The sequence below is a fragment of the Enterobacter sp. BNK-29 genome, from assembly GCF_048684785.1.
Taxonomy (GTDB): Bacteria; Pseudomonadota; Gammaproteobacteria; order Enterobacterales; family Enterobacteriaceae; genus Enterobacter; species Enterobacter cloacae_M.
This window is the reverse complement of the sequence record NZ_JBLQTU010000001.1, coordinates 3,070,890-3,089,648: the sequence shown is the minus strand read 5'-3', so window position 1 is coordinate 3,089,648 and position 18,759 is coordinate 3,070,890. Positions and strand designations below refer to the sequence as shown.

Annotated in this window: 21 protein-coding genes and 1 other RNA gene; 10 read left to right on the top strand and 12 right to left on the bottom strand. The window is 56.5% G+C overall.

Features of this window, described 5'->3' with window-relative positions; translation table 11 throughout:
* Window positions 1–224: 224 nt before the first annotated feature.
* The 4 genes from tomB (at window position 225) to ACMGGX_RS14730 (ending at window position 2,187) form a co-directional block, all read left to right on the top strand.
* Window positions 225–599 carry an Hha toxicity modulator TomB gene (gene tomB / locus ACMGGX_RS14745; RefSeq protein WP_008499288.1) on the top strand — a complete coding sequence of 125 codons (375 nt, stop codon included), beginning with the start codon at window positions 225–227 and terminating at the stop codon, window positions 597–599.
* 27 nt (window positions 600–626) lie between these two features.
* Complete coding sequence (locus tag ACMGGX_RS14740) at window positions 627–845, top strand: HHA domain-containing protein (RefSeq protein WP_008499287.1); 219 nt, start codon at window positions 627–629, stop codon at window positions 843–845.
* Window positions 846–1,050: 205 nt separating this feature from the next.
* The gene (maa, locus tag ACMGGX_RS14735; protein WP_023310599.1) at window positions 1,051–1,602 is read left to right on the top strand and encodes a maltose O-acetyltransferase; all 552 of its coding nucleotides are present in this window, start codon (window positions 1,051–1,053) and stop codon (window positions 1,600–1,602) included.
* A 117-nt stretch (window positions 1,603–1,719) separates the two neighbouring features.
* The gene (locus ACMGGX_RS14730; protein ID WP_023310598.1) at window positions 1,720–2,187 is read left to right on the top strand and encodes a YlaC family protein; all 468 of its coding nucleotides are present in this window, start codon (window positions 1,720–1,722) and stop codon (window positions 2,185–2,187) included.
* Here ACMGGX_RS14730 and ACMGGX_RS14725 read toward each other — a convergent pair.
* Window positions 2,159–3,619 carry a PLP-dependent aminotransferase family protein gene (locus ACMGGX_RS14725; protein ID WP_420298535.1) on the bottom strand — a complete coding sequence of 487 codons (1,461 nt, stop codon included), beginning with the start codon at window positions 3,617–3,619 and terminating at the stop codon, window positions 2,159–2,161. The two genes, ACMGGX_RS14730 and ACMGGX_RS14725, sit on opposite strands and share 29 nt — an antisense overlap.
* A 101-nt stretch (window positions 3,620–3,720) precedes the next feature.
* Between ACMGGX_RS14725 and ACMGGX_RS14720 the strand changes: the two genes are divergently transcribed.
* A complete protein-coding gene (locus tag ACMGGX_RS14720) occupies window positions 3,721–4,431 on the top strand; it encodes a GNAT family N-acetyltransferase (RefSeq protein WP_181594513.1) in 711 nt (236 codons plus the stop codon).
* Here the strand turns inward: ACMGGX_RS14720 and ykgO are convergent.
* Together ykgO and ACMGGX_RS14710 are read right to left on the bottom strand one after the other, a co-directional pair.
* Window positions 4,428–4,568: a type B 50S ribosomal protein L36 gene (ykgO, locus tag ACMGGX_RS14715; RefSeq protein ID WP_003859006.1), complete on the bottom strand. Its 141-nt coding sequence runs from the start codon at window positions 4,566–4,568 to the stop codon at window positions 4,428–4,430. The genes ACMGGX_RS14720 and ykgO overlap by 4 nt on opposite strands.
* Before the next feature lie 2 nt (window positions 4,569–4,570).
* Window positions 4,571–4,831 (bottom strand): type B 50S ribosomal protein L31, encoded by a 261-nt coding sequence (locus ACMGGX_RS14710; protein ID WP_010428154.1) that lies wholly within the window; start codon window positions 4,829–4,831, stop codon window positions 4,571–4,573.
* Between the two features lie 218 nt (window positions 4,832–5,049).
* Between ACMGGX_RS14710 and ACMGGX_RS14705 the strand changes: the two genes are divergently transcribed.
* The gene (locus ACMGGX_RS14705) at window positions 5,050–6,615 is read left to right on the top strand and encodes an EAL domain-containing protein (RefSeq protein WP_181594512.1); all 1,566 of its coding nucleotides are present in this window, start codon (window positions 5,050–5,052) and stop codon (window positions 6,613–6,615) included.
* Here the strand turns inward: ACMGGX_RS14705 and ACMGGX_RS14700 are convergent.
* Window positions 6,608–6,880: a metal-sensing transcriptional repressor gene (locus ACMGGX_RS14700; protein WP_023310594.1), complete on the bottom strand. Its 273-nt coding sequence runs from the start codon at window positions 6,878–6,880 to the stop codon at window positions 6,608–6,610. The genes ACMGGX_RS14705 and ACMGGX_RS14700 overlap by 8 nt on opposite strands.
* A 134-nt stretch (window positions 6,881–7,014) precedes the next feature.
* On the opposite strand from ACMGGX_RS14700, the gene ACMGGX_RS14695 reads away from it, so the two are divergent.
* Window positions 7,015–7,836, top strand: a complete 822-nt coding sequence (locus ACMGGX_RS14695) for a nickel/cobalt efflux protein RcnA (RefSeq protein ID WP_420298534.1) — start codon at window positions 7,015–7,017, stop codon at window positions 7,834–7,836.
* Between the two features lie 39 nt (window positions 7,837–7,875).
* Here ACMGGX_RS14695 and ACMGGX_RS14690 read toward each other — a convergent pair whose 3' ends face one another.
* The 3 genes from ACMGGX_RS14690 to ACMGGX_RS14680 form a co-directional block, all read right to left on the bottom strand.
* Window positions 7,876–10,965 (bottom strand): beta-galactosidase, encoded by a 3,090-nt coding sequence (locus tag ACMGGX_RS14690; protein ID WP_420298533.1) that lies wholly within the window; start codon window positions 10,963–10,965, stop codon window positions 7,876–7,878.
* Window positions 10,966–11,067: 102 nt separating this feature from the next.
* Complete coding sequence (locus ACMGGX_RS14685) at window positions 11,068–12,138, bottom strand: LacI family DNA-binding transcriptional regulator (RefSeq protein ID WP_420298532.1); 1,071 nt, start codon at window positions 12,136–12,138, stop codon at window positions 11,068–11,070.
* Between the two features lie 77 nt (window positions 12,139–12,215).
* Entirely contained in the window at window positions 12,216–12,827 is a 612-nt protein-coding gene (locus ACMGGX_RS14680; protein WP_047173818.1) for a YczE/YyaS/YitT family protein, read from the bottom strand.
* 86 nt (window positions 12,828–12,913) lie between these two features.
* Here ACMGGX_RS14680 and ACMGGX_RS14675 point away from each other — a divergent pair, with 86 nt between their 5' ends.
* Window positions 12,914–14,335 carry a PLP-dependent aminotransferase family protein gene (locus ACMGGX_RS14675; protein WP_420298531.1) on the top strand — a complete coding sequence of 474 codons (1,422 nt, stop codon included), beginning with the start codon at window positions 12,914–12,916 and terminating at the stop codon, window positions 14,333–14,335.
* Between the two features lie 81 nt (window positions 14,336–14,416).
* Here ACMGGX_RS14675 and ACMGGX_RS14670 read toward each other — a convergent pair whose 3' ends face one another.
* The 3 genes from ACMGGX_RS14670 to ffs all read right to left on the bottom strand — a co-directional run bounded on the left by ACMGGX_RS14670 (window position 14,417) and on the right by ffs (window position 15,237).
* On the bottom strand, window positions 14,417–14,632 hold the full coding sequence (locus ACMGGX_RS14670) for a hypothetical protein (protein WP_023310588.1): 216 nt from the start codon (window positions 14,630–14,632) through the stop codon (window positions 14,417–14,419).
* The gene (locus tag ACMGGX_RS14665; RefSeq protein ID WP_029741630.1) at window positions 14,629–14,880 is read right to left on the bottom strand and encodes a hypothetical protein; all 252 of its coding nucleotides are present in this window, start codon (window positions 14,878–14,880) and stop codon (window positions 14,629–14,631) included. Before ACMGGX_RS14665 ends, ACMGGX_RS14670 begins: the two co-directional genes overlap by 4 nt.
* Before the next feature lie 260 nt (window positions 14,881–15,140).
* Window positions 15,141–15,237: signal recognition particle sRNA small type (gene ffs, locus ACMGGX_RS14660), an RNA gene on the bottom strand.
* 170 nt (window positions 15,238–15,407) lie between these two features.
* On the opposite strand from ffs, the gene ACMGGX_RS14655 reads away from it, so the two are divergent.
* Entirely contained in the window at window positions 15,408–15,719 is a 312-nt protein-coding gene (locus ACMGGX_RS14655; RefSeq protein WP_029741631.1) for an MGMT family protein, read from the top strand.
* Between the two features lie 33 nt (window positions 15,720–15,752).
* Here ACMGGX_RS14655 and ACMGGX_RS14650 read toward each other — a convergent pair whose 3' ends face one another.
* Window positions 15,753–16,280, bottom strand: a complete 528-nt coding sequence (locus tag ACMGGX_RS14650) for a YbaY family lipoprotein (protein ID WP_008503301.1) — start codon at window positions 16,278–16,280, stop codon at window positions 15,753–15,755.
* 200 nt (window positions 16,281–16,480) lie between these two features.
* Between ACMGGX_RS14650 and tesB the strand changes: the two genes are divergently transcribed.
* Window positions 16,481–17,341 (top strand): acyl-CoA thioesterase II, encoded by an 861-nt coding sequence (gene tesB, locus ACMGGX_RS14645; RefSeq protein WP_348560682.1) that lies wholly within the window; start codon window positions 16,481–16,483, stop codon window positions 17,339–17,341.
* 95 nt (window positions 17,342–17,436) lie between these two features.
* Here tesB and amtB read toward each other — a convergent pair whose 3' ends face one another.
* The gene (amtB, locus tag ACMGGX_RS14640) at window positions 17,437–18,726 is read right to left on the bottom strand and encodes an ammonium transporter AmtB (RefSeq protein WP_023310584.1); all 1,290 of its coding nucleotides are present in this window, start codon (window positions 18,724–18,726) and stop codon (window positions 17,437–17,439) included.
* Window positions 18,727–18,759 lie beyond the last annotated feature (33 nt).

Below are 18,759 nucleotides of genomic sequence, written 5' to 3'. Positions count from 1 at the left end.
CGTCGTTAATTTGGATAAAAACGTTGAGTCCAGGGTGACCATTTGCGTACACGCTCCCAGGCTGCGGTTTTATTTGTAATTTTTCGTAATAGCGCGGTGAAATCCAGGAAGGAGTGGCTTATAGTTAGGTTATCAGGAACACAGCACTCATGTAGCTAAGTCAGTTGTATCCATCCCGACAATGATGTTCGGTGAGTAAGAAATCACTCAGAAGGGGATGCGCTATGGACGAGTACTCGCCAAAAAGGCATGATATCGCGCAGTTGAAATTTCTCTGCGAATCCTTGTACCATGACTGCCTTGCCAATCTTGATGAAAGCAACCATGGCTGGGTAAACGACCCAACGTCTGCCATCAATTTACAGTTGAATGAGCTGATAGAGCATATCGCAACCTTCGCACTTAATTATAAAATTAAGTACAATGAAGATAATAAGCTCATTGAGCAAATTGATGAATACCTGGACGACACCTTTATGTTGTTCAGCAGTTACGGCATTAACGCTCAGGATTTGCAAAAATGGCGTAAATCGGGAAATCGGCTATTCCGCTGTTTCGTCAACGTGAGCAGAGCTAACCCGGTGAGTCTTTCCTGTTAAAATTATTACAATTACTAAGGTGAATTTATGTCTGATAAACCACTCACAAAAATCGATTATTTGATGCGCTTACGACGTTGTCAGTCAATTGACACGCTTGAGCGCGTCATTGAAAAGAATAAATACGAGCTTTCTGATAATGAGCTGGCGGTATTTTATTCAGCCGCTGACCATCGTCTTGCTGAACTGACAATGAATAAACTGTATGACAAAATCCCTACTTCTGTGTGGAAATTTGTCCGTTAATCTTTGAAGGGTGTCTGTAGAGTTCTACGCCTCGTTCTGAGTATTTACCTGTCCCGTTATGCTCCCTGTGCGTAAGCCAGGTCTCCGTGTAAAACGTGTTCATCAGCAGCAATGTTGTGACGACAGTCACATCGGCTTTTCGGGAACGTTCCCCTTCTGGCCTGTTCCGATTACCCTTCGGTAATAACATCCACAGAGGTTTCCAATGAGCTTAGAAAAACAGAAAATGATTGCCGGTGAACATTACCGCCCCGGCGATGAGACGTTACGGGCTGACCGACTGCGGGCCCGCCATCTGGTTTACCGCTATAACCACACTGCGCCTGATGAAAAAACAGAACGACAGAACATTCTGGCGGAACTTCTGGGACAAAGCGCAGGAGCTTATATAGAGCCGAGCTTCCGCTGCGACTACGGATATAACATTTATCTGGGCAAAAACTTTTATGCTAACTTCGACTGCGTGATGCTGGATGTCTGCCCTGTTCATATTGGCGATAACTGCATGCTCGCGCCGGGTGTTCATATTTATACGGCTACCCATCCCCTGGACGCGGAAGAACGAAACAGCGGCGTGGAGTTTGGAAAACCCGTCAATATTGGCAATAACGTCTGGATTGGTGGCCGGGCGGTCATTAACCCCGGCGTTACCATTGGTGATAATGTGGTGGTGGCCTCCGGCGCCGTCGTGACGAAAGACGTCCCGGCTAACGTCGTCGTTGGCGGCAACCCGGCAAAAATCATCAAAACGCTGTGAGGTTGCGGGGAGTCAACTGTTATAGTCTTTTAGCGCCAGACTGTTACTTTTTTCAGCCTGATGGCTCCCCTAAAATTGGCAGACACCCTGTATTGTCAACTCTCATGAAGGCAAAAAATGACCGAGATACAGCGCCTGCTTACCGCCACCATCGACGATCTCAACCTCCGCGAAAAGCGCGACAATCGCCCGCGCTTTAGCATTAGCTTTATTCGCAAACATCCTGGACTGTTTGTCGCCATGTATGCCGCCTGGCTGGCGACGCTGATTGTGATGCTGAAGTCCGAAACGCTGGTGGACTCCGTCTGGCTGCTGGTTGTACTGTTTGTCGTCTTTAACGCCTTTTTCTTTTTCGACGTGAATCCGCGCTACCGTTACGAAGATATCGACGTGCTCGATTTTCGGGTCTGCTATAACGGCGAATGGTACAACACGCGTTACGTGCCAGAAGAGCTGATCGAAAACATTATGCACTCTCCGGCGGTTGAAGCCGGGCAAAAAGAGAAGCTGCAGAAAATGGTCTCCACCAAAGGTCAGCTCTCTTTCTATGATGTCTTTACCCTTTCCCGCCCTGCTGCTGCGTAATTAACGTCTGCAGACGTCGGATCCCCGGCGCAAACTGAGAAGCAGAGGTATTGCCGTAACCTAAAACCAGACCGGTTTGCCCCTGCTTCGCCTCCAGGTAGTACCCGCTCAGCGCAGCGGGTGCCAGCTGAAACGCCCTCGCCTGCTCCACCAGCCTCTGGTCGTCAATACCGTCTATCGCCAGCGCCAGATGCATTCCCCCTTCGCCTGCCAGAATGCGGTGCGGAGAATACAGCTCTGCGCCCAGCACCTCCCGCAGCTGGCGGTAGCGCTTACGGTAGAGCCTACGCATGGCGGCAAGATGACGAGCGTAATGGCCTTCTTCAATAAACAGCGCCAGGGTACGCTGCTCCGCACGATGCCCCCCGCGCAACAGCGAGCCGATGGCCGGGCGAGCCGCTTTCGCCAGCGCTGGCGGTAGCACCATGAACCCCATTCTGAGCGAGGGAAACAGCGTTTTACTGAACGTCCCCAGATACACAACGGGGGCATTGTTGACCATTCCCAGCATCGCCGGTACGGGCTCACCGGCATAGCGGAACTCGCTGTCGTAATCGTCTTCAATGATCCACGCGTTGTGCTGCCGGGCCAGCTCCAGCAGCGCCAGCCGCCGCCGCGCGCTGAGCACGCTCCCGTAAGGGAACTGATGCGAAGGAGAGGTAAAAATCATTGAGGGCGCAGGCGCATCCAGCCCTTCCCAGCACATTCCCTCGTCATCAACCGGTATTCCCGTCATTGCCAGGCCGGTTTTAACAAACGCACTCTTTGCCCCGCTATAGCCGGGGTTTTCTACCCAGGCGACATCGCCAGGCTCGCTTAACAGCATCGTGCAGAGGTTGACGCCCTCAAGTGCTCCTTCGGTTATCACAATCTGGCTGGCGTCGCAGTCGATACCGCGGGACAGGGCGAGATGCCGGGCAATCGCGGCACGCAGCGACGGCTCGCCGGCCGGGTCGCCATAGCCTAACAGGGCACTCCCCTCCTCGCGCAGGACGCGATCGTACAATCGCCGCCACAGCGGCAAGGGGAAGTAGTTAATGGCAGGCGTTCCCGGCGTAAACGCCATCACCGGGGTGTCGCGCGGCACGGGCGCGGGCAGCAGGGCGACCCGTTTTGTCAGCCTGACGTCAGGATCCGGCAATGCCCGGGCAATCGTACGATGAGTGAATTGCCCCACCCGCGTACCCTGACGGTTACGCAGCAAATAGCCTTCGAGCGTGAGCTGGTCCAGCGCCGCATTGACCGTGTTTCGGGAAACCGAGATCTGCTGCGCCAGCGTTCGTGAACCGGGCAGCTGGCTGCCGGACCGAAGCCTTCCGCCCAGTATGGCCTCCCGCAAAGCAAGATAGAGCGCACGCTGAAGCGTCTCTTGCCCACGCTTTTTCAGCGCAGCATGGAACAAAGCGTAAAGCTCATCACCCGGTATATTCATCTTCCCTCCTTGTGGTACCAGAAAAACATAGCCTGGTGGTTCTTTTTAAGGAACCAGCAATTCACTAATCTGGAGATCTTTTCAACGTCATGGAAATAAAGATGAATACATTCAATGCGTTTGGACAGCCCGTAGGCGAAGCCCTTATCGACTGGCAGCCTCGTCAGTACCCGTCCCGGGTGGTCCTTCAGGGTCACTATTGTCGGCTTGAGCCGCTGCGCGTGGAGCATGCCCACGCGTTGTTCTCCGCCTATTCACTGGCCGAAGATACCCGCAGCTGGACGTGGCTGCTGCGTGAACCCGATGCCACCGCAGAGGAGTTTGCCGACTGGGTGGCGAGCGTAAGTGAGTTATCCGATCCCATCCACTTTACCGTTATGGATAACCGGACCCAGTCTCCTGTCGGGACGCTGTCCCTGATGCGGATCGATCCTAAAAACGGGGTCGTGGAAGTGGGGCACGTTCACTTTTCTCCTCTGTTAAGCCGCACGCCAGGGTCGACAGAAGCGCAGTATCTGCTGATGCGGTACGTGTTCGATACCCTGGGGTACCGGCGCTATGAGTGGAAGTGCAATAGCCTGAACGAGCCTTCCCGCAAAGCGGCGCTGCGTCTGGGCTTTCAGTTTGAGGGGCGCTTTCGTCAGGCGCTGGTCATAAAAGGCCGTAACCGGGATACCGACTGGTTTTCGATTCTCGACAAAGAGTGGCCTGCGCTGGCGAGCGCCTTTGAAAGCTGGCTTGCCACCGACAATTTTACTGCCGATGGCAAACAGAAAAGATCCCTGGAAAGCTGGCGAGAAACGCGCGTTTAGCGTCTTTTTTTACGTCCCTGAACCGCCTTAAAGCGCGGATTAGATTTGCAAATCACGTACAAGCGTCCCTTGCGTTTGACTATCTGGCAATCCGGGTGACGCTGCTTTGCACTGCGTAATGAGTTAAGTACCTGCATGGTTAGCCCCGCTTCGCATTGAGAAAACCGCCAAAACGCTTGCGGAAGCGCGCTGCGCTGCCGTCCGTGGAGAACGTTTTTTGCTTACCGGTATAAAACGGGTGCGATTTTGAAGAAACCTCGATGGTGATGTACGGATACGTTTCACCGTCGAGTTCAATTTCGCGGTCGGTTTTAATGGTTGAGCCGACTTTAAAGTATTCATTAGCGCTGGTGTCGTGGAATACCACGGTGCGATAGGCTGGGTGGATATCGGGTTTCATCGTAAATCCTTTATGTTTTGTTATAACATAACAAAATAATATCCAGGCGAGGTTGAAAAAACAACCCCTCTCTTCTGACGATATTTTCTGGTCGCCTGAGATAAAATGAAAACCATGCCAACCTCGTGCTATAACTATATCATTTCGCGGTAAAATCTTTCTCTTCAGGCAGGGAACTCAATGCCCAGGAACGGGTATACGAGGAAGGACACGACAGCATGAAAACCCGACATCTGGTCAGTCTGGTGACTGGCGTACTTATCTTTTCTGTGCTGGTCCCCATTTGCCTGAGCATCTGGCTGGCCCACCGCCAGGCGGAAGATAAATTCGCCGATGCGCTGGATAACTATGCCTCCCGCGTGCTGGTACGCACCGACAGGGTTGTGGATCAGGCAAAAGAAGCGCTCGATCACCTGCAGGCTTTTGAGGGAGTGCCGTGTAGCCCCTTGCAATTGCGGGAAATGCGCCGGGTCGCTTTCTCGTGGCGATATGTCCAGGAAGTGATATATATCGACAACCTTCGACCGCTCTGCTCCTCCCTGGAGCAAACCAGCCATGCGTCCCCTTTCCCTCCTCCAATGCGCATTACCGAAGATGGTTACAGCGCGTGGCTGACCACGCAAAACGATCTTGGGTTTAACCGCTATATGACGGTGCTGGGAAAAGGCCACTACCTTGTCATGATCGATCCTGCCTCGCTGGTGGACGTGATCCCTTTCGGCGAGATAGCGATTGATGCCGCCCTGGTAGGAAGCGCAACGCACCGCATATTTGCCAGCAGCAGCAAGCTCGACTCTCACATCCGCGACATGGTTCAGGAGCGGGGTGTGAAAAGCGTGCAGTACAACGGTTCAATGTACGTCATGAAGTCTGTACCTGAGCTTGGATTTACCGTCGTCGCATGGGCAACGCTCAAACCGCTCGCTGAAACCTGGCACCGGCAGCTTCTTTTCTGGTTACCGTTCGGCATGTTGATAAGCCTGCTCGCCGCACTGTTTGTCCTGCGGATCCTGCGGCGTATCCAGTCGCCGCGCAATCGCCTGCTTGACGCCATTAACAGCCGGGATTTTGTGGTGCACTATCAACCCATCGTGGCGCTGTGTAGCGGAAAAATTGTGGGCGCTGAAGCGCTAACGCGCTGGCCGCAGCCAGACGGAAGCAGTCTGTCGCCTGATATCTTTGTCCCCCTTGCCGAGCAAACGGGGCTCATCTCGCAGCTGACGCAGTTAGTCATCGAAAAGGTGTTTGAAGATATGGGCCACTGGCTGCAACGCTATCCGGATCAGCATATCTCCATTAACCTCGCCCCTGCCGATTTAACCTCCGGCATCCTGCCGCCTCTGCTGAGTCAGCTCCTGAATAAGTGGCAAATCCATCCCCGACAAATCGCCCTTGAGCTCACCGAGCGCGGCTTTGCCGATCCCAAAATTAGCGCACCGGCTATCGCCGCATTCCGTCGTTCGGGCCACCCTGTCTATATTGATGATTTTGGCACGGGCTATTCCAGCCTGAGCTATCTGCAGGATCTGGACGTCGACACGCTAAAAATTGATAAATCGTTCGTGGATGCGCTGGAGTATAAAAACGTGACGCCGCACATCATTGAAATAGCGAAGTCGCTGAAGCTGGCGATGGTGGCGGAGGGCGTCGAAACCGCAGGGCAGCTCGCCTGGCTACACCGCCACGGCGTGCAGTACGGTCAGGGATGGTTTTACAGTAAAGCGCTGCCAAAGACGGAATTTATTCTTTGGGCAGAAAATAACCTCGGCATGCATTCTACTTAAGATAGGATTTCATCACCCGCAACACCACGCCAAGATCGGCTTCACGCTGTGCTTCTTCAGGCTCTTTCACCACATGATCGGTTAAATGCCCTTCGATCACCTGCATCATCATGCCATTAACCGCCCCGCGGATCGCCGCCAGCTGCTGTAACACCTCGGCGCATTCGTGATCGCTGTTGAGCATTTTTTCCAGCGCGGTGCTCTGTCCCTGAATTTTCTTCAGGCGAGTCAGTAACATCTTCTTGTCTCGAACGGTATGTGACATCTCTGTATCCCTTATTTTTTGGCTTTTAAAGCATATCACGCTCTACTCCCCCTGAGTATTTTTCTACTGGGGGGTAGTATTGAACTACTGGGGGGGAGTAGTATCTCCGCACGCTTTCCACTCCGGAATTTCCCATGACCGATTTTGCTTCACTCCTTCAGCAGGGCAATGCCTGGCTGTTTCTTCCCAGCGCTATCCTGCTCGGTGCGCTACATGGCCTGGAACCGGGCCATTCAAAAACAATGATGGCCGCCTTTATTGTTGCCATCCGCGGCACGCTGAAACAGGCGGTGCTGCTCGGCCTGGCGGCAACCCTCTCCCATACGGCGGTGGTCTGGCTCGTTGCGATGGCGGGATTATGGTTTGGTCGGGGCTGGGATGCACACACGTCCGAACCCTGGTTTCAGCTGATCTCCGGGGTGCTGATCGTTGCGATCGCACTGTGGATGGCGTGGCGAACCTGGAAAGAGAGCCAGCCGCACGATCATCATCATGATCACCACCACCATGACCATGACCATGACCACCATCATGATCATCATCATCACCACGAACACTCGCTGGTTGAAGAAGAGTGGCAGGATGCCCACCAGCGCGCTCACGCGCAGGATATTAACCGGCGCTTCAGCGGTCAAAATGTCACCACCGGACAGATCGTGATGTTTGGCCTGACCGGCGGGCTTATTCCCTGTCCGGCGTCCATCACCGTGCTGCTGATCTGTCTGCAGCTGAAGCATTTCGCCCTTGGCGCAACGCTGGTGTTCAGCTTCAGTATAGGTCTGGCGTTAACGCTGGTCGCTTCCGGCGCGATTGCCGCCTTAAGCCTCAAGCACGCGACCAAACGCTGGCCCGGGTTTAGCGAATTCTCCCGTAAAGCGCCGTGGATCTCCGCTGCGCTGATTACCGTAGTAGGGATTTACATGAGCCTGCATGGCCTGAGCGGCATTCTGGCGTAAGACTGCGGCCACGCTCTGTGGCCGCATCTTCATGGTCAGTTAAGGGTTCTGCTGCCAGCTGAAGGTATAGCGAAGCTGGCGTGTCTGCAGGAGGAATTCCGGCGAGACGCTGGGACTCCAGGAGTCGTCGCCGCCCACGCCCATATGAAACGCATCGAGATTGAGCCAGCATCCCGGCTCTTCGCGCAGCAGATGATGATGGGTTGTCTCACGCAGCTGCTGCTGGCCGTAGCGGCTCACCGAGAAATGGAACCGGCCATTCAGCTGATGCGTTCCCACCACAAGCTCCCGGGTATCGCAGCGCAAACCATTTTCCGTCGGGAAGATATACGGCGTGTGCATGGCCTCGAGAGGTAACGTCCAGCGCCCCTGCTGCGCCGCCAGCTTTCTGTCCGGGTAGTTTTCATGCGGCCCCAGACCCAGCCAGTGAACGTTTTCCGGCGTTTCGGCAAGATGAACGCTCAGGCCAACGCGCGCGGGTTCAGGGATATCAGATGCCATATCGACCTGAATATCGCCATGCAGAACGCCCCGATCGTCCACCCGCCAGACTTTACGGGTCATGAACAGGGCTTTGCCGCGATACTCAAGTACGTGTTGGGTTGTGACCACCACGTCGCCTGCGTGCTGCTGTGCCTCACAGTGCAGAACGCGCGAGGTGAGTTCGTACATGCCCGACGCTTTCCAGCGTTCAACCCAGGCGTTCGGATCGATCTGCGTCGCTTCACTCACGCCAATGTCATTATCCAGCGGCGCGCGGCTGACGTTGTCCGTCAGAGGTGAAAGGAGCGTTTCAACGCCGTTTCGCCACCATTGGGACAGGTTTCCGGTTGCGCGATCGAACTGCCAGCGCTGTTGACGATGGGCGATCTCCAGGATGCGATCGTTTTGCGTTAACACCGGCGGCTCGCCCGCCGGGACTGGCGGAGCAATAAAGAGCGGAGCCGGAAGCGGCCACTGCTCCCACGCGCAGCGATGACCAGCCGGAGACCACGGCGTTGCCCGCGGCTGGCGCACTTCAACGTTCAGCCAGACCTCACCCGGCCCGGCGTTCAGCTCCGGCAGGTCAATCTCCAGACGCTGGGTGCCTTCAGGCGCCATCGAGAGCGTCACCTCGCCCGCGGCCAGCACGTCCCCGTCCCGGGCAACCGTCCAGTTCAGCACTTCGTTATCGGTGTGGCGGAACAGGTAGCCGCTTTGCACCTCAATCACCAGCGGAGAGGTGCTGACCCGCGTAAAGGTAAAGAACTGCTGGGCACGCTGCGCCTCGTACAGCGCCGGATGCGGCGTGCGATCGGGGAACACCAGCCCGTTAAGACAAAACTGCCGATCGTTCGGCTTATCCCCGAAGTCTCCGCCGTAGGCCCAGAACGCGTTGCCCTTTTCATCCCGTTTCGTCAGGGCCTGATCGACCCAGTCCCAGACAAACCCGCCCTGCAGGCGAGGATGGCTGCGAAACGCTTCCCAGTATTTCGCAAACCCGCCGAAGCTATTTCCCATCGCGTGGGCGTATTCACAGAGGATCAGCGGGCGCGTTTCGTCCGGCATGCCGATCCATTTCTTGATTGACCATTTAGGCACTGCCGGGAAGGGCTGATCCCGATCGACCCGGGCGTACATCGGACAGACAATATCGGTCGCCGCCGTGTTCGCGCCGCCGCCTTCATACTGCACCGGACGCGTAGGATCGGTGGTTTTCAGCCAGCGGTACAGCGCATCGTGATTCGCGCCGTGCCCAGACTCATTGCCCAGGGACCAGATGATAATCGAGGGATGATTACGATCGCGCTGCACCATGCGGGTCACGCGCTCGCTCATGGCGGGCAGCCAGCGCGGATCGTCAGCAAGGCGGCTCATCGGCACCATGCCGTGCGTTTCGATATTGGCTTCGTCAACGACGTACAGCCCGTAGCGGTCGCAAAGCCTGTACCACATGGGATGGTTCGGGTAGTGCGAGCAGCGCACGGCGTTGAAGTTGTGCTGCTTCATGATTTCGATATCGCGGCGCATGGTCGCTTCGTCCATCACCTGGCCGTTTTCCGGGTGATGCTCGTGCCGGTTAACCCCGCGGATCAGCAGCGGTTTACCGTTAAGCTTCAGCAGGCCATTGCTAATCTCAACGCGGCGGAAGCCCACGTCGCACGCCTCAACCTCCAGCACCTCACCCAGCGGGTTAAGAAGCGCAATCGTCAGGCGATACAGTTCTGGCGTTTCAGCGCTCCAGAGCGCGGGCTGGTCAACGGGGATCGCCGCCGTTAAGCGCTCTGCCCAGCTGCCGCGCTCGTCGACGATGGCCGATCCTGGACGCCGGGAAACGCTGGCGCATTTTTCACCCGTGCGCCACAGGGTAATGACCACCTCGCAGTCCGCAAAGCCAGCGCCTGCCAGCGCGACATCCACCTTCAGCACCGCGCGGTCCAGCTCCGCATTCAGGTCCGTCACTACGTGATAATCGGCAATCTGCGTCTCCGGTTTATGCAGCAAGGTCACATCGCGGAAGATGCCGCTCATGCGCCACATGTCCTGATCTTCAAGATAGCTGCCGTCGCACCAGCGCAATACCATGACCGCCAGGCGGTTCTGCCCGGGGCGTAATGCCGCCGAGAGGTCAAATTCAGCGGGCAATCGGCTGTCCTGGGAATAGCCCATCCACTGACCGTTGCACCACAGATGGAACGCCGAGTTCACGCCGTCGAAGATGATGCGGGTCTGCCCGCTATGAAGCCAGGCGTCATCCACCTCAAATGTGAGCGAGTAACAACCAGTCGGGTTTTCCTGCGGCACGAAAGGCGGGTTAACGGGAATGGGATAGGTGACATTGGTATAGATGGGCGTGTCGAACCCCTGCATCTGCCAGTTAGACGGCACGGGCATCGCAACGGCATCGGCGCAATCTTCGGTTACCCATGCCTGAGGAACCCGCTCCGGCGCAGAAAAATAGCTAAACCGCCATAGCCCGTTGAGAGAGTGCCTGCTGATGGATCCAGCGTCCTCTCTGGCAGAGGGCTCATTACGCCAGCTGTGCAACGGCGCGTGTGCGGCCAGACGGTTCCACTGGGTGACGCCAGGATTTTCCCAGTCCCGACGGGCCAGAATGGCGCTGAGGGTCAGCGGTGAAGTGGTGGACATAGTAACCTCTTTGCGAAGCGCTCACAATTTTGGTTAACATGCCCTGGCACCGGGCAACGGTAAAGCGTTCAATCGCGGGGTAGCGAGTCCGATCACAAAGTTTTATTTGCGGGCAATCTGCTCGGCAAGCAGTGCCAGGCTTCTGAGCTGCTGCGCCAGATCCTCGCGTTCGGCCTGCTTCGGATTGCGGCGCGCGCTGGAATGACGGGTAACCAGCGTCACCGGCAGCTGAACCTGCCGGCACGATTCTCCCCCGGAAGGTGCCAGCAGCCACTCCACGCTGCGTTCGCCCGCCTCGCGAAACGCCTGACGAATGGTCGTCAGCGGCGGGGAAAACCAGGCGCTGTCGGCAGTATCGTCAAACCCAACCACCGAAAGCTGGCCAGGGATCGCGATCCCTCTTTCCGCGCAGGCGCGCATCACCCCGAGCGCCATCTGATCGTTCGCCACCAGAATCGCCTCCGGTAATGCCGCACCCGACAGCAGCACGTGTCCCTTCTCATAGCCGCTGGCCGCGCTCCAGTCACCATAGGCCACAGCCGCTGCGTTAAGACCCGCCTGCGCCAGCGTCGCTTTCCAGCCCGTCAGGCGCGCCCGCGCAGAGACCGAGCTTTCCGGCCCGCTCAGCAGGGCAATGCGCTGGTGCCCCAGCGAAAGCAGATGCTCAACGCCCAGACGCGCCCCCTGCTCTGCGTTAAACACGAGGCTGTTTACCCGCGCTGAGGGCGCCACATCGAGGAACAGCACCGGGACGGGCGACGCCAGCGCCCTGAGTTCTTCAGCGTGCGGATCGTCAAGCGGCACATTCACCAGCAGCGCGTCCACCCGCTGTGCCAGCAGCGTCTGAAGCGCGGCCTGACACTGCAGAGGTTGCTCCACCATGGAAATCAGGACGCTCGCCCCCTGTTCCGCCGCACGCGATTTGACCGCCGACACAATTTGCGAAGGCGCGTGCAGGGCCAGGTCGGTGGTGATGAGTCCCAGCGTACGGGTGCGTTTCCCCGCCAGCTGCTGCGCCCGAAGGTTAGGAACGTAGTGCAGCTCCGCCATCGCCTGCTGCACCTTTTCTCGCGTGCGGGCAGATACATGTTCCGCGTCGTTAATGACGCGGGAAACGGTCTGATAAGAAACCCCCGCAAGGAGGGCGACATCATAGAGAGTGATTGCTTTCATGCTTTCTGGCATCGCGATTTTCGAAGCGTCTATTCTGGCACAGCGACGCCGTTAAAACATGTGAGCGCTTCGCAAAATTAAACAACCCGCTCCGGCTGGGGTATTTCCGCAATGCGTGGCTTCTGGCGGAACCAGGGCAGACAGAGCTGGATAAGCGGGCCAATGGTCAGAGCATACAGTACGGTTCCCACCCCAAACGTGCCGCCAAGCACGCACCCAATCAGCAGAACGGACACTTCAATTGAGGTACGCACGCTGCGAATGGACCACCCCAGCCGGGCGTGAATGCCGGTCATCAGGCCGTCGCGCGGGCCAGGCCCGAAACCGGCCCCGATGTACATGCTTGTCGCAATCGCGTTCATCACGATGCCCGACACCAGGAAAGCGATTCGAACGGCTAGCGAATCCAGTTCCGGAATAAGCGCCATGCTGGCATCCGCCGCCAGGCCGATACAAATCACGTTGCTGATCGTGCCAAGGCCCGGCATCTGGCGCAGCGGGATCCACAGCAGCAGCACCGCAGCGCCGGTCACAATGATCACCGTCCCGATAGTCATCCCCAGCTGCATCCCCACCCCGAGGTGAAACACATCCCAGGGATCGACACCCAAATCGGAACGAATAAACATCGCGGTGGAAAGGCCATACAGTCCTAAACCGACATAGAGTTGTAGCAGACGACGTACCATTTTTATCTTCTCCAGTGAACCAGGCTTTCATCCTGACCTAAAATGGCACTATGATTAATGTCCAGTTTTCAAATAGTGGACTGCATATGTCATCACGTCGCTTCGGAAGCCAGTCTCTGGTACGCCTTTTAGGCCACTGGCAGCAAGCCTCATCCCGCACCCCGCTCTGGCGACAGCTGGCCGACGCGCTGCGTTTGTTAATCCTCGATGGACGTCTGGCTTTGAATACGCGGCTGCCGGGCGAGCGTGAGCTGGCCACGGCGCTGGACGTGAGCCGGACCACCGTCAGCAGCGCCCTCGCCCACCTGCGCGAGGAGGGGTACCTTGAAAGCCGCCACGGCAGCGGGTCGCGGGTCATTCTTCCTGACACGCGCGCCGTTCCTACCCTTTCAGCGGCGAGCGCCGCACTGGATCTCTCTACTGCCGCCCTGAATGCCGGGCCGGAGATCCATCAGGCTTATGCCCATGCGCTCACGGCCATTACCCCGCATCTCTCGCTGACGGGCTACGATCAGCTTGGGCTGCCGACGCTGCGGGAGGCCATCGCTGCGCGCTACACCACGCGGGGTCTTCCCACCCGTGCAGACGAAGTGATGGTCGTTAATGGCGCAGTCAGCGGCTTTGCGCTGGTACTGCGGATGATGACCGGGCCGGGGGACCGCGTCGTGGTCGATCATCCCACCTATCCGCTGGCGATTGCCGCCATTCAGGGGGCGCAGTGTCGGCCAGTCGGGGTGTCGCTGCCGGAAACCGGCTGGGATATGGATGGCTTTGCCGCAACGCTTGCCCAGACGGCGCCGCGCCTGGCCTACCTGATGCCAGATTTTCATAATCCGACCGGGCGCTGTATGGATATCCCCACCCGTCATGCCATCACGGATATTGCAGCCCAAACCCGCACGGCGCTGGTGGTGGATGAAACGATGGTGGATCTCTGGTTTGATGCGCCTCCCCCGCCGCCGCTGGCCGCCTTTAACCCGCAGGCCACCGTCATCACCTTAGGCTCTGCCGGAAAAAGCTTCTGGGGAGGGCTGCGTCTCGGCTGGATCCGCGCCTCATCGCGCATCATCGCCACCCTTGCCCAGACGCGGGATACTCTGGATTTAGGCTCGCCGCTGCTGGAACAGCTGGCAATGCAGTGGCTTATTAACAACAGCGAGACGTTTCTGCCCGCTCGCCGGAAGATGCTGGCGGAACGGCGCGATAGATGTGGTGACCTGCTGCGCGAACATTTCCCGGAGTGGAAATTCCACGAGGCGGAAGGCGGGCTCTCTTACTGGATAGAGCTTCCGGGCATGCTGGCGACACAGCTTGCAGCGCGGGCAGAAATAATCGGGATTAACCTGGGAACCGGGACGCGATTTGGTTTATCAGGGGCGTTTGACCGCTATTTACGTATGCCCTTCTCGCTGGAATCGACAGAGCTTGAGCAGGCGTTGCTGAGGATCAAACCGTTATGGCTCGCCCTGAATAAAAACGTGCCATCGTTAAAACGCAGCGTGATCTAATATTAAAATATTTGAAGCAGGTCATAAAATAAAAACTGCTGACTGTAATATATGCAGTCAGCAGTTTTCACTGGTCAGGGTTTAATGCTGAGGAGGAATAGGAAAGCCTTTTAGTGAAATAACGAAGTTATCACCGTCTTTCTTAATTTTTGCACCGGTATCACACCAGTCAGACGCAATTCGAAAGAACTCATCGCTTCCAACATTCCAGCCAAGACGTACATGCTTCACGTAGCCTGAACGCAACAGATCGCAGGCCTCGTTGTAGTCACTGGCGGTTGACAGTTGTTGTTTCATTTTCTCTTCTTCAGAATTTTACGTAGAGCCTTGATTTCTTTAGGAGTAAATGGAGAAACACTCTCTTCTTCCGTATGCTGATTATCAATATCCTCTTCCGATACTCCCGCCTCTTCTACTGCTTCGAACGCCAGCAGCAGCAGTTTCTCTGTCGTCACGCTTAAATTCTCGTTATTGACTTCCGCATAGTGGCGAAGTCTTTCTTTTAGCGCGTCATCAATCTTAACGTTTAACACCGCTGTAGCCATGTTTGTCACTTCCCTTCGGAATAAGTACTTTATTTAATACACGAACTTAACAATGTTATCCAGATATATATTTTTTTGAGTTATGGAAGAAAATAATCGTCCGATTATAAAATGACAGTCTATTATTACAGGTTTATGACAATAATATTTCAGTGCAATGAAATATATATTACACAATATAGGCGTAGTTTTATTGTGGAGTAATGATTTGAGGGAGAGGTGAAGCTGAAGAATCTTATGAGGCCACAAATGGGTGGGGGCCCTGCCAGCTACATCCCGGCACACACGTCGTCTGCCCTGGCTGCTTCCTTCCGGACCTGACCTGGTGAACAGAGTAGCGTTGCGGGAGAACCAACAGAGCCCCCATTGAGAGCGTTGATAACCAACGCGCTGGCGCATTATCCCTGTGCTAAGACCCAATTGCAAGCGACCAGCAACCGGATGCTGGTTTCTTGCGCAAACAGGCGCAGCAATCATGAAGATCTTCGTTTACCATAGCTTTCCAGACACTCTCCACAGGTAAAGGTATGGACGAACACGACTCCTTTCCACAGCGCGTATGGCAAATCGTGGCCTCAATCCCGGAAGGCTACGTCACCACCTATGGTGATGTCGCACGTCTGGCCGGTTCCCCGCGCGCGGCGCGACAGGTTGGCGGCGTCCTGAAACGGCTGCCGGAAGGCAGTACGCTTCCCTGGCATCGGGTGGTGAATCGTCATGGCGCCATTTCGCTCACCGGGCCGGATCTTCAGCGTCAGCGTCAGGCGTTACTTTCAGAGGGTGTGCAGGTGTCAGGGTCGGGTCAGATCGATTTGCAGAAGTTTCGCTGGGTGTATTGACCCCTCTCCCGGAGGAGAGGGGAAATGAAGAAATTACATCTGAGTCGGTGGGGTTGGCAGGGACGGCTGATTGGTCTGCGGTGCGACCGGCACTTCGGTCTGCTGCACCGGCACCAGGTTCAGGTCGATTTTTGTCCCACCGTTGTTGATCGCTTCCTGGACCGTATCGGTGATAAACACCAGCTTGCCGTTAATGGTTACCGCTGCGCTCAGCAGGATACGGGCGTTAGGCTGCACGTCCGACGGGTTATACGGCAACACGAAGCTAAACGGCGCCTGCTTGCCTTCAGTACGAACGGCACGCTGGGCCACAACTTTCGACGGTGCGTCGGCCAGAGAAGCATCAGACAGCGTTACGGTTAATACCGCATCCGGCGGCAGCGCAACTTTCTGTTTAATCCAGATGGTACCGGAAACATTAGGCTGCTGAATGGATTGCTGTGAAAGGGTATTAATCCCGTTCGGGTCGGCTGCTGGTACCGGCACCTGGGCACTCTTACCGGCACAGGCGGACAACGCCACCGCAATAGCTACACCACTTAGCATGGGCACGAGTTTCATTGAAGTCTCCTTATCAATGCACCAGCGGGATCGATCCCATCCGATGTCGTTTCAATCACATAACGTATCCAAGTGTGGCACAGATCACCGATTTATGCCTGAAAACGTGCCGATATTCAGATTATTCTACCCATCGGACCACTTTCATTTCTGCGTTATACTCTGCCTATCTTTCGCTACGGCGTTTATTGAGGACAACTATGAGTCAGGCACTGAACAATCTGCTGACATTACTGAATCTGGAAAAAATTGAGGAAGGACTCTTTCGCGGACAGAGCGAAGATCTCGGCTTACGCCAGGTCTTCGGGGGGCAAGTCGTCGGACAGGCACTGTACGCAGCAAAGGAGACTGTCCCGGCAGACCGTCTGGTGCATTCATTCCACAGCTACTTCTTACGCCCTGGCGATAGCGCAAAACCGATTGTATATGACGTTGAAGTCCTGCGAGACGGCAACAGCTTCAGCGCGCGCCGCGTAGCGGCCATTCAGAGCGGCAAGCCGATCTTTTACATGACCGCCTCTTTCCAGGCGCCGGAACCCGGCTACGAACATCAAAAAGTGATGCCCACGGCTCCGTCACCCGACTCTTTAAAGTCAGAGACGGATATCGCTCGCGCGCTGGCGCATCTGCTTCCGCCGCAGGTCAAAGAGAAGTTTCTCTGCGATAAGCCGCTGGAGATCCGCCCGGTTGAGTTCCACAACCCGATGAAAGGCCATACCGCCGAACCGAAGCGCCAGGTCTGGATCCGGGCCAACGGGACCGTGCCGGAAGATTTCCGCGTGCATCAGTATCTGCTGGGCTATGCGTCAGATTTCAACTTCCTGCCGGTGGCGCTGCAGCCGCACGGGGTTGGTTTCCTTGAAAAAGGGATGCAGGTCGCGACGATCGATCACTCCATGTGGTTCCACCGTCCGTTCAACATGAATGAGTGGCTGCTTTACAGCGTGGAGAGTACGTCAGCGTCGAGCGCGCGCGGATTTGTGCGCGGGGAGTTTTATACTCAGGACGGCGTGCTGGTCGCGTCTACGGTGCAGGAAGGGGTAATGCGTAATCGCGGGTGATTGTGTACGGCCTGATGCCCTCACCCTGCCCCTCTCCCTCCGGGAGAGGGAATACATACTTAAAACGGCAACCGAAGTTGCCGTTTTGCTGTTTATCAGGCGTTATACGCATTCTCGCCGTGGCTATTGACGTCCAGACCTTCGCGTTCCTGCTCTTCCGGTACGCGCAGACCCACCGTCATATCCGCCAGCTTATAGCCAATGAAGGCCACAACGGCAGACCAGACAACGGTGATAGCAATACTTTCCAGCTGCACCAGCACCTGATGAACCATGGTCACGCCTTCTGCGTAGCCCACGCCACCGAGCGATTTCGCGGCGAAGATACCGGTCATGATACAACCCACGATGCCGCACACGCCGTGAACACCAAACACATCGCATGGGTCGTCAACGCGCAGCACACGTTTCAGTGCGGTCACGCCCCACAGACCCGCCAGACCGGAGACCAGGCCGACCAGCAGCGCGCCACCCACGCCGACATAACCACACGCTGGCGTAATGCCAACCAGACCGGCAATGGCCCCCGAACAGGCACCCAGCAGTGACGGTTTACCGCGTACGGCCCACTCGCCAAATACCCAGGAGAGGATTGCACCCGCCGTGGCCACAACGGTGTTCACGAAGGCCAGCGCGGCGATTTCGTTTGCTGCACTTGCCGAGCCGGCGTTGAAGCCAAACCAGCCAAAGTAGAGGATAGCAGTACCGGTAAACACCATCGGCAGGTTGTGCGGTTTGAACGCTTCTTTACCGAAGCCCACGCGTTTGCCAATCAGGTAGGCACCCACCAGGCCCGCTACCGCGGCGTTGATGTGTACAACGGTACCGCCCGCGAAGTCCAGCGCGCCGTGCGTTGCCAGCAAACCGCCCCCCCAGACCATGTGCGCAATCGGCACATAGGAGAGCGTCATCCAGACCACCACGAAGATCAGCACGGCAGAGAAACGGATACGCTCGGCGAGCGCGCCCACAATCAGCCCGACGGTAATACAGGCGAAGGAGCCCTGGAACGCAACGTGGATGTACTGATAGAAACTGCCCATCAGCGCGGTCAGCTCAATATTTTTCAGCATCACCCAGTCGAAGTTACCAAAGAACGCGTTGCCCGTACCGAACGCCAGCGAGTAACCGTAAACCACCCACAGCACGCAGACCAGTGCAAACGTCACGGCAACCTGCGTCAGCATGGAGAGAACGTTTTTGCCACGGATCAGACCGCCGTAGAACAGCGCAATGCCCGGAATTGACATGAACAGCACCAGCGCGGTGCTGATCATCATAAAGGCGTTATCGGCTTTGTCGACCACCGCAGGGGTAGCAGCCAGCGCCAGGCCCGGCAGCAGTGCCAGCGAACCCAGACCCGTTTTAAGTGTTGCTATCTTCATTTTCTCGATCCCTATCACTGTGTGCCAGGCGTT

What these genes read in the sequence shown, in the direction of transcription:
- tomB (WP_008499288.1), top strand. Translation starts at nt 225, where the DNA reads ATGGACGAGTACTCGCCAAAAAGGCATGATATCGCGCAGTTGAAATTT.
- ACMGGX_RS14740 (WP_008499287.1), top strand. Translation starts at nt 627, where the DNA reads ATGTCTGATAAACCACTCACAAAAATCGATTATTTGATGCGCTTACGA.
- maa (WP_023310599.1), top strand. Translation starts at nt 1,051, where the DNA reads ATGAGCTTAGAAAAACAGAAAATGATTGCCGGTGAACATTACCGCCCC.
- ACMGGX_RS14730 (WP_023310598.1), top strand. Translation starts at nt 1,720, where the DNA reads ATGACCGAGATACAGCGCCTGCTTACCGCCACCATCGACGATCTCAAC.
- ACMGGX_RS14725 (WP_420298535.1), bottom strand. Translation starts at nt 3,619, where the DNA reads ATGAATATACCGGGTGATGAGCTTTACGCTTTGTTCCATGCTGCGCTG.
- ACMGGX_RS14720 (WP_181594513.1), top strand. Translation starts at nt 3,721, where the DNA reads ATGAATACATTCAATGCGTTTGGACAGCCCGTAGGCGAAGCCCTTATC.
- ykgO (WP_003859006.1), bottom strand. Translation starts at nt 4,568, where the DNA reads ATGCAGGTACTTAACTCATTACGCAGTGCAAAGCAGCGTCACCCGGAT.
- ACMGGX_RS14710 (WP_010428154.1), bottom strand. Translation starts at nt 4,831, where the DNA reads ATGAAACCCGATATCCACCCAGCCTATCGCACCGTGGTATTCCACGAC.
- ACMGGX_RS14705 (WP_181594512.1), top strand. Translation starts at nt 5,050, where the DNA reads ATGAAAACCCGACATCTGGTCAGTCTGGTGACTGGCGTACTTATCTTT.
- ACMGGX_RS14700 (WP_023310594.1), bottom strand. Translation starts at nt 6,880, where the DNA reads ATGTCACATACCGTTCGAGACAAGAAGATGTTACTGACTCGCCTGAAG.
- ACMGGX_RS14695 (WP_420298534.1), top strand. Translation starts at nt 7,015, where the DNA reads ATGACCGATTTTGCTTCACTCCTTCAGCAGGGCAATGCCTGGCTGTTT.
- ACMGGX_RS14690 (WP_420298533.1), bottom strand. Translation starts at nt 10,965, where the DNA reads ATGTCCACCACTTCACCGCTGACCCTCAGCGCCATTCTGGCCCGTCGG.
- ACMGGX_RS14685 (WP_420298532.1), bottom strand. Translation starts at nt 12,138, where the DNA reads ATGAAAGCAATCACTCTCTATGATGTCGCCCTCCTTGCGGGGGTTTCT.
- ACMGGX_RS14680 (WP_047173818.1), bottom strand. Translation starts at nt 12,827, where the DNA reads ATGGTACGTCGTCTGCTACAACTCTATGTCGGTTTAGGACTGTATGGC.
- ACMGGX_RS14675 (WP_420298531.1), top strand. Translation starts at nt 12,914, where the DNA reads ATGTCATCACGTCGCTTCGGAAGCCAGTCTCTGGTACGCCTTTTAGGC.
- ACMGGX_RS14670 (WP_023310588.1), bottom strand. Translation starts at nt 14,632, where the DNA reads ATGAAACAACAACTGTCAACCGCCAGTGACTACAACGAGGCCTGCGAT.
- ACMGGX_RS14665 (WP_029741630.1), bottom strand. Translation starts at nt 14,880, where the DNA reads ATGGCTACAGCGGTGTTAAACGTTAAGATTGATGACGCGCTAAAAGAA.
- ACMGGX_RS14655 (WP_029741631.1), top strand. Translation starts at nt 15,408, where the DNA reads ATGGACGAACACGACTCCTTTCCACAGCGCGTATGGCAAATCGTGGCC.
- ACMGGX_RS14650 (WP_008503301.1), bottom strand. Translation starts at nt 16,280, where the DNA reads ATGAAACTCGTGCCCATGCTAAGTGGTGTAGCTATTGCGGTGGCGTTG.
- tesB (WP_348560682.1), top strand. Translation starts at nt 16,481, where the DNA reads ATGAGTCAGGCACTGAACAATCTGCTGACATTACTGAATCTGGAAAAA.
- amtB (WP_023310584.1), bottom strand. Translation starts at nt 18,726, where the DNA reads ATGAAGATAGCAACACTTAAAACGGGTCTGGGTTCGCTGGCACTGCTG.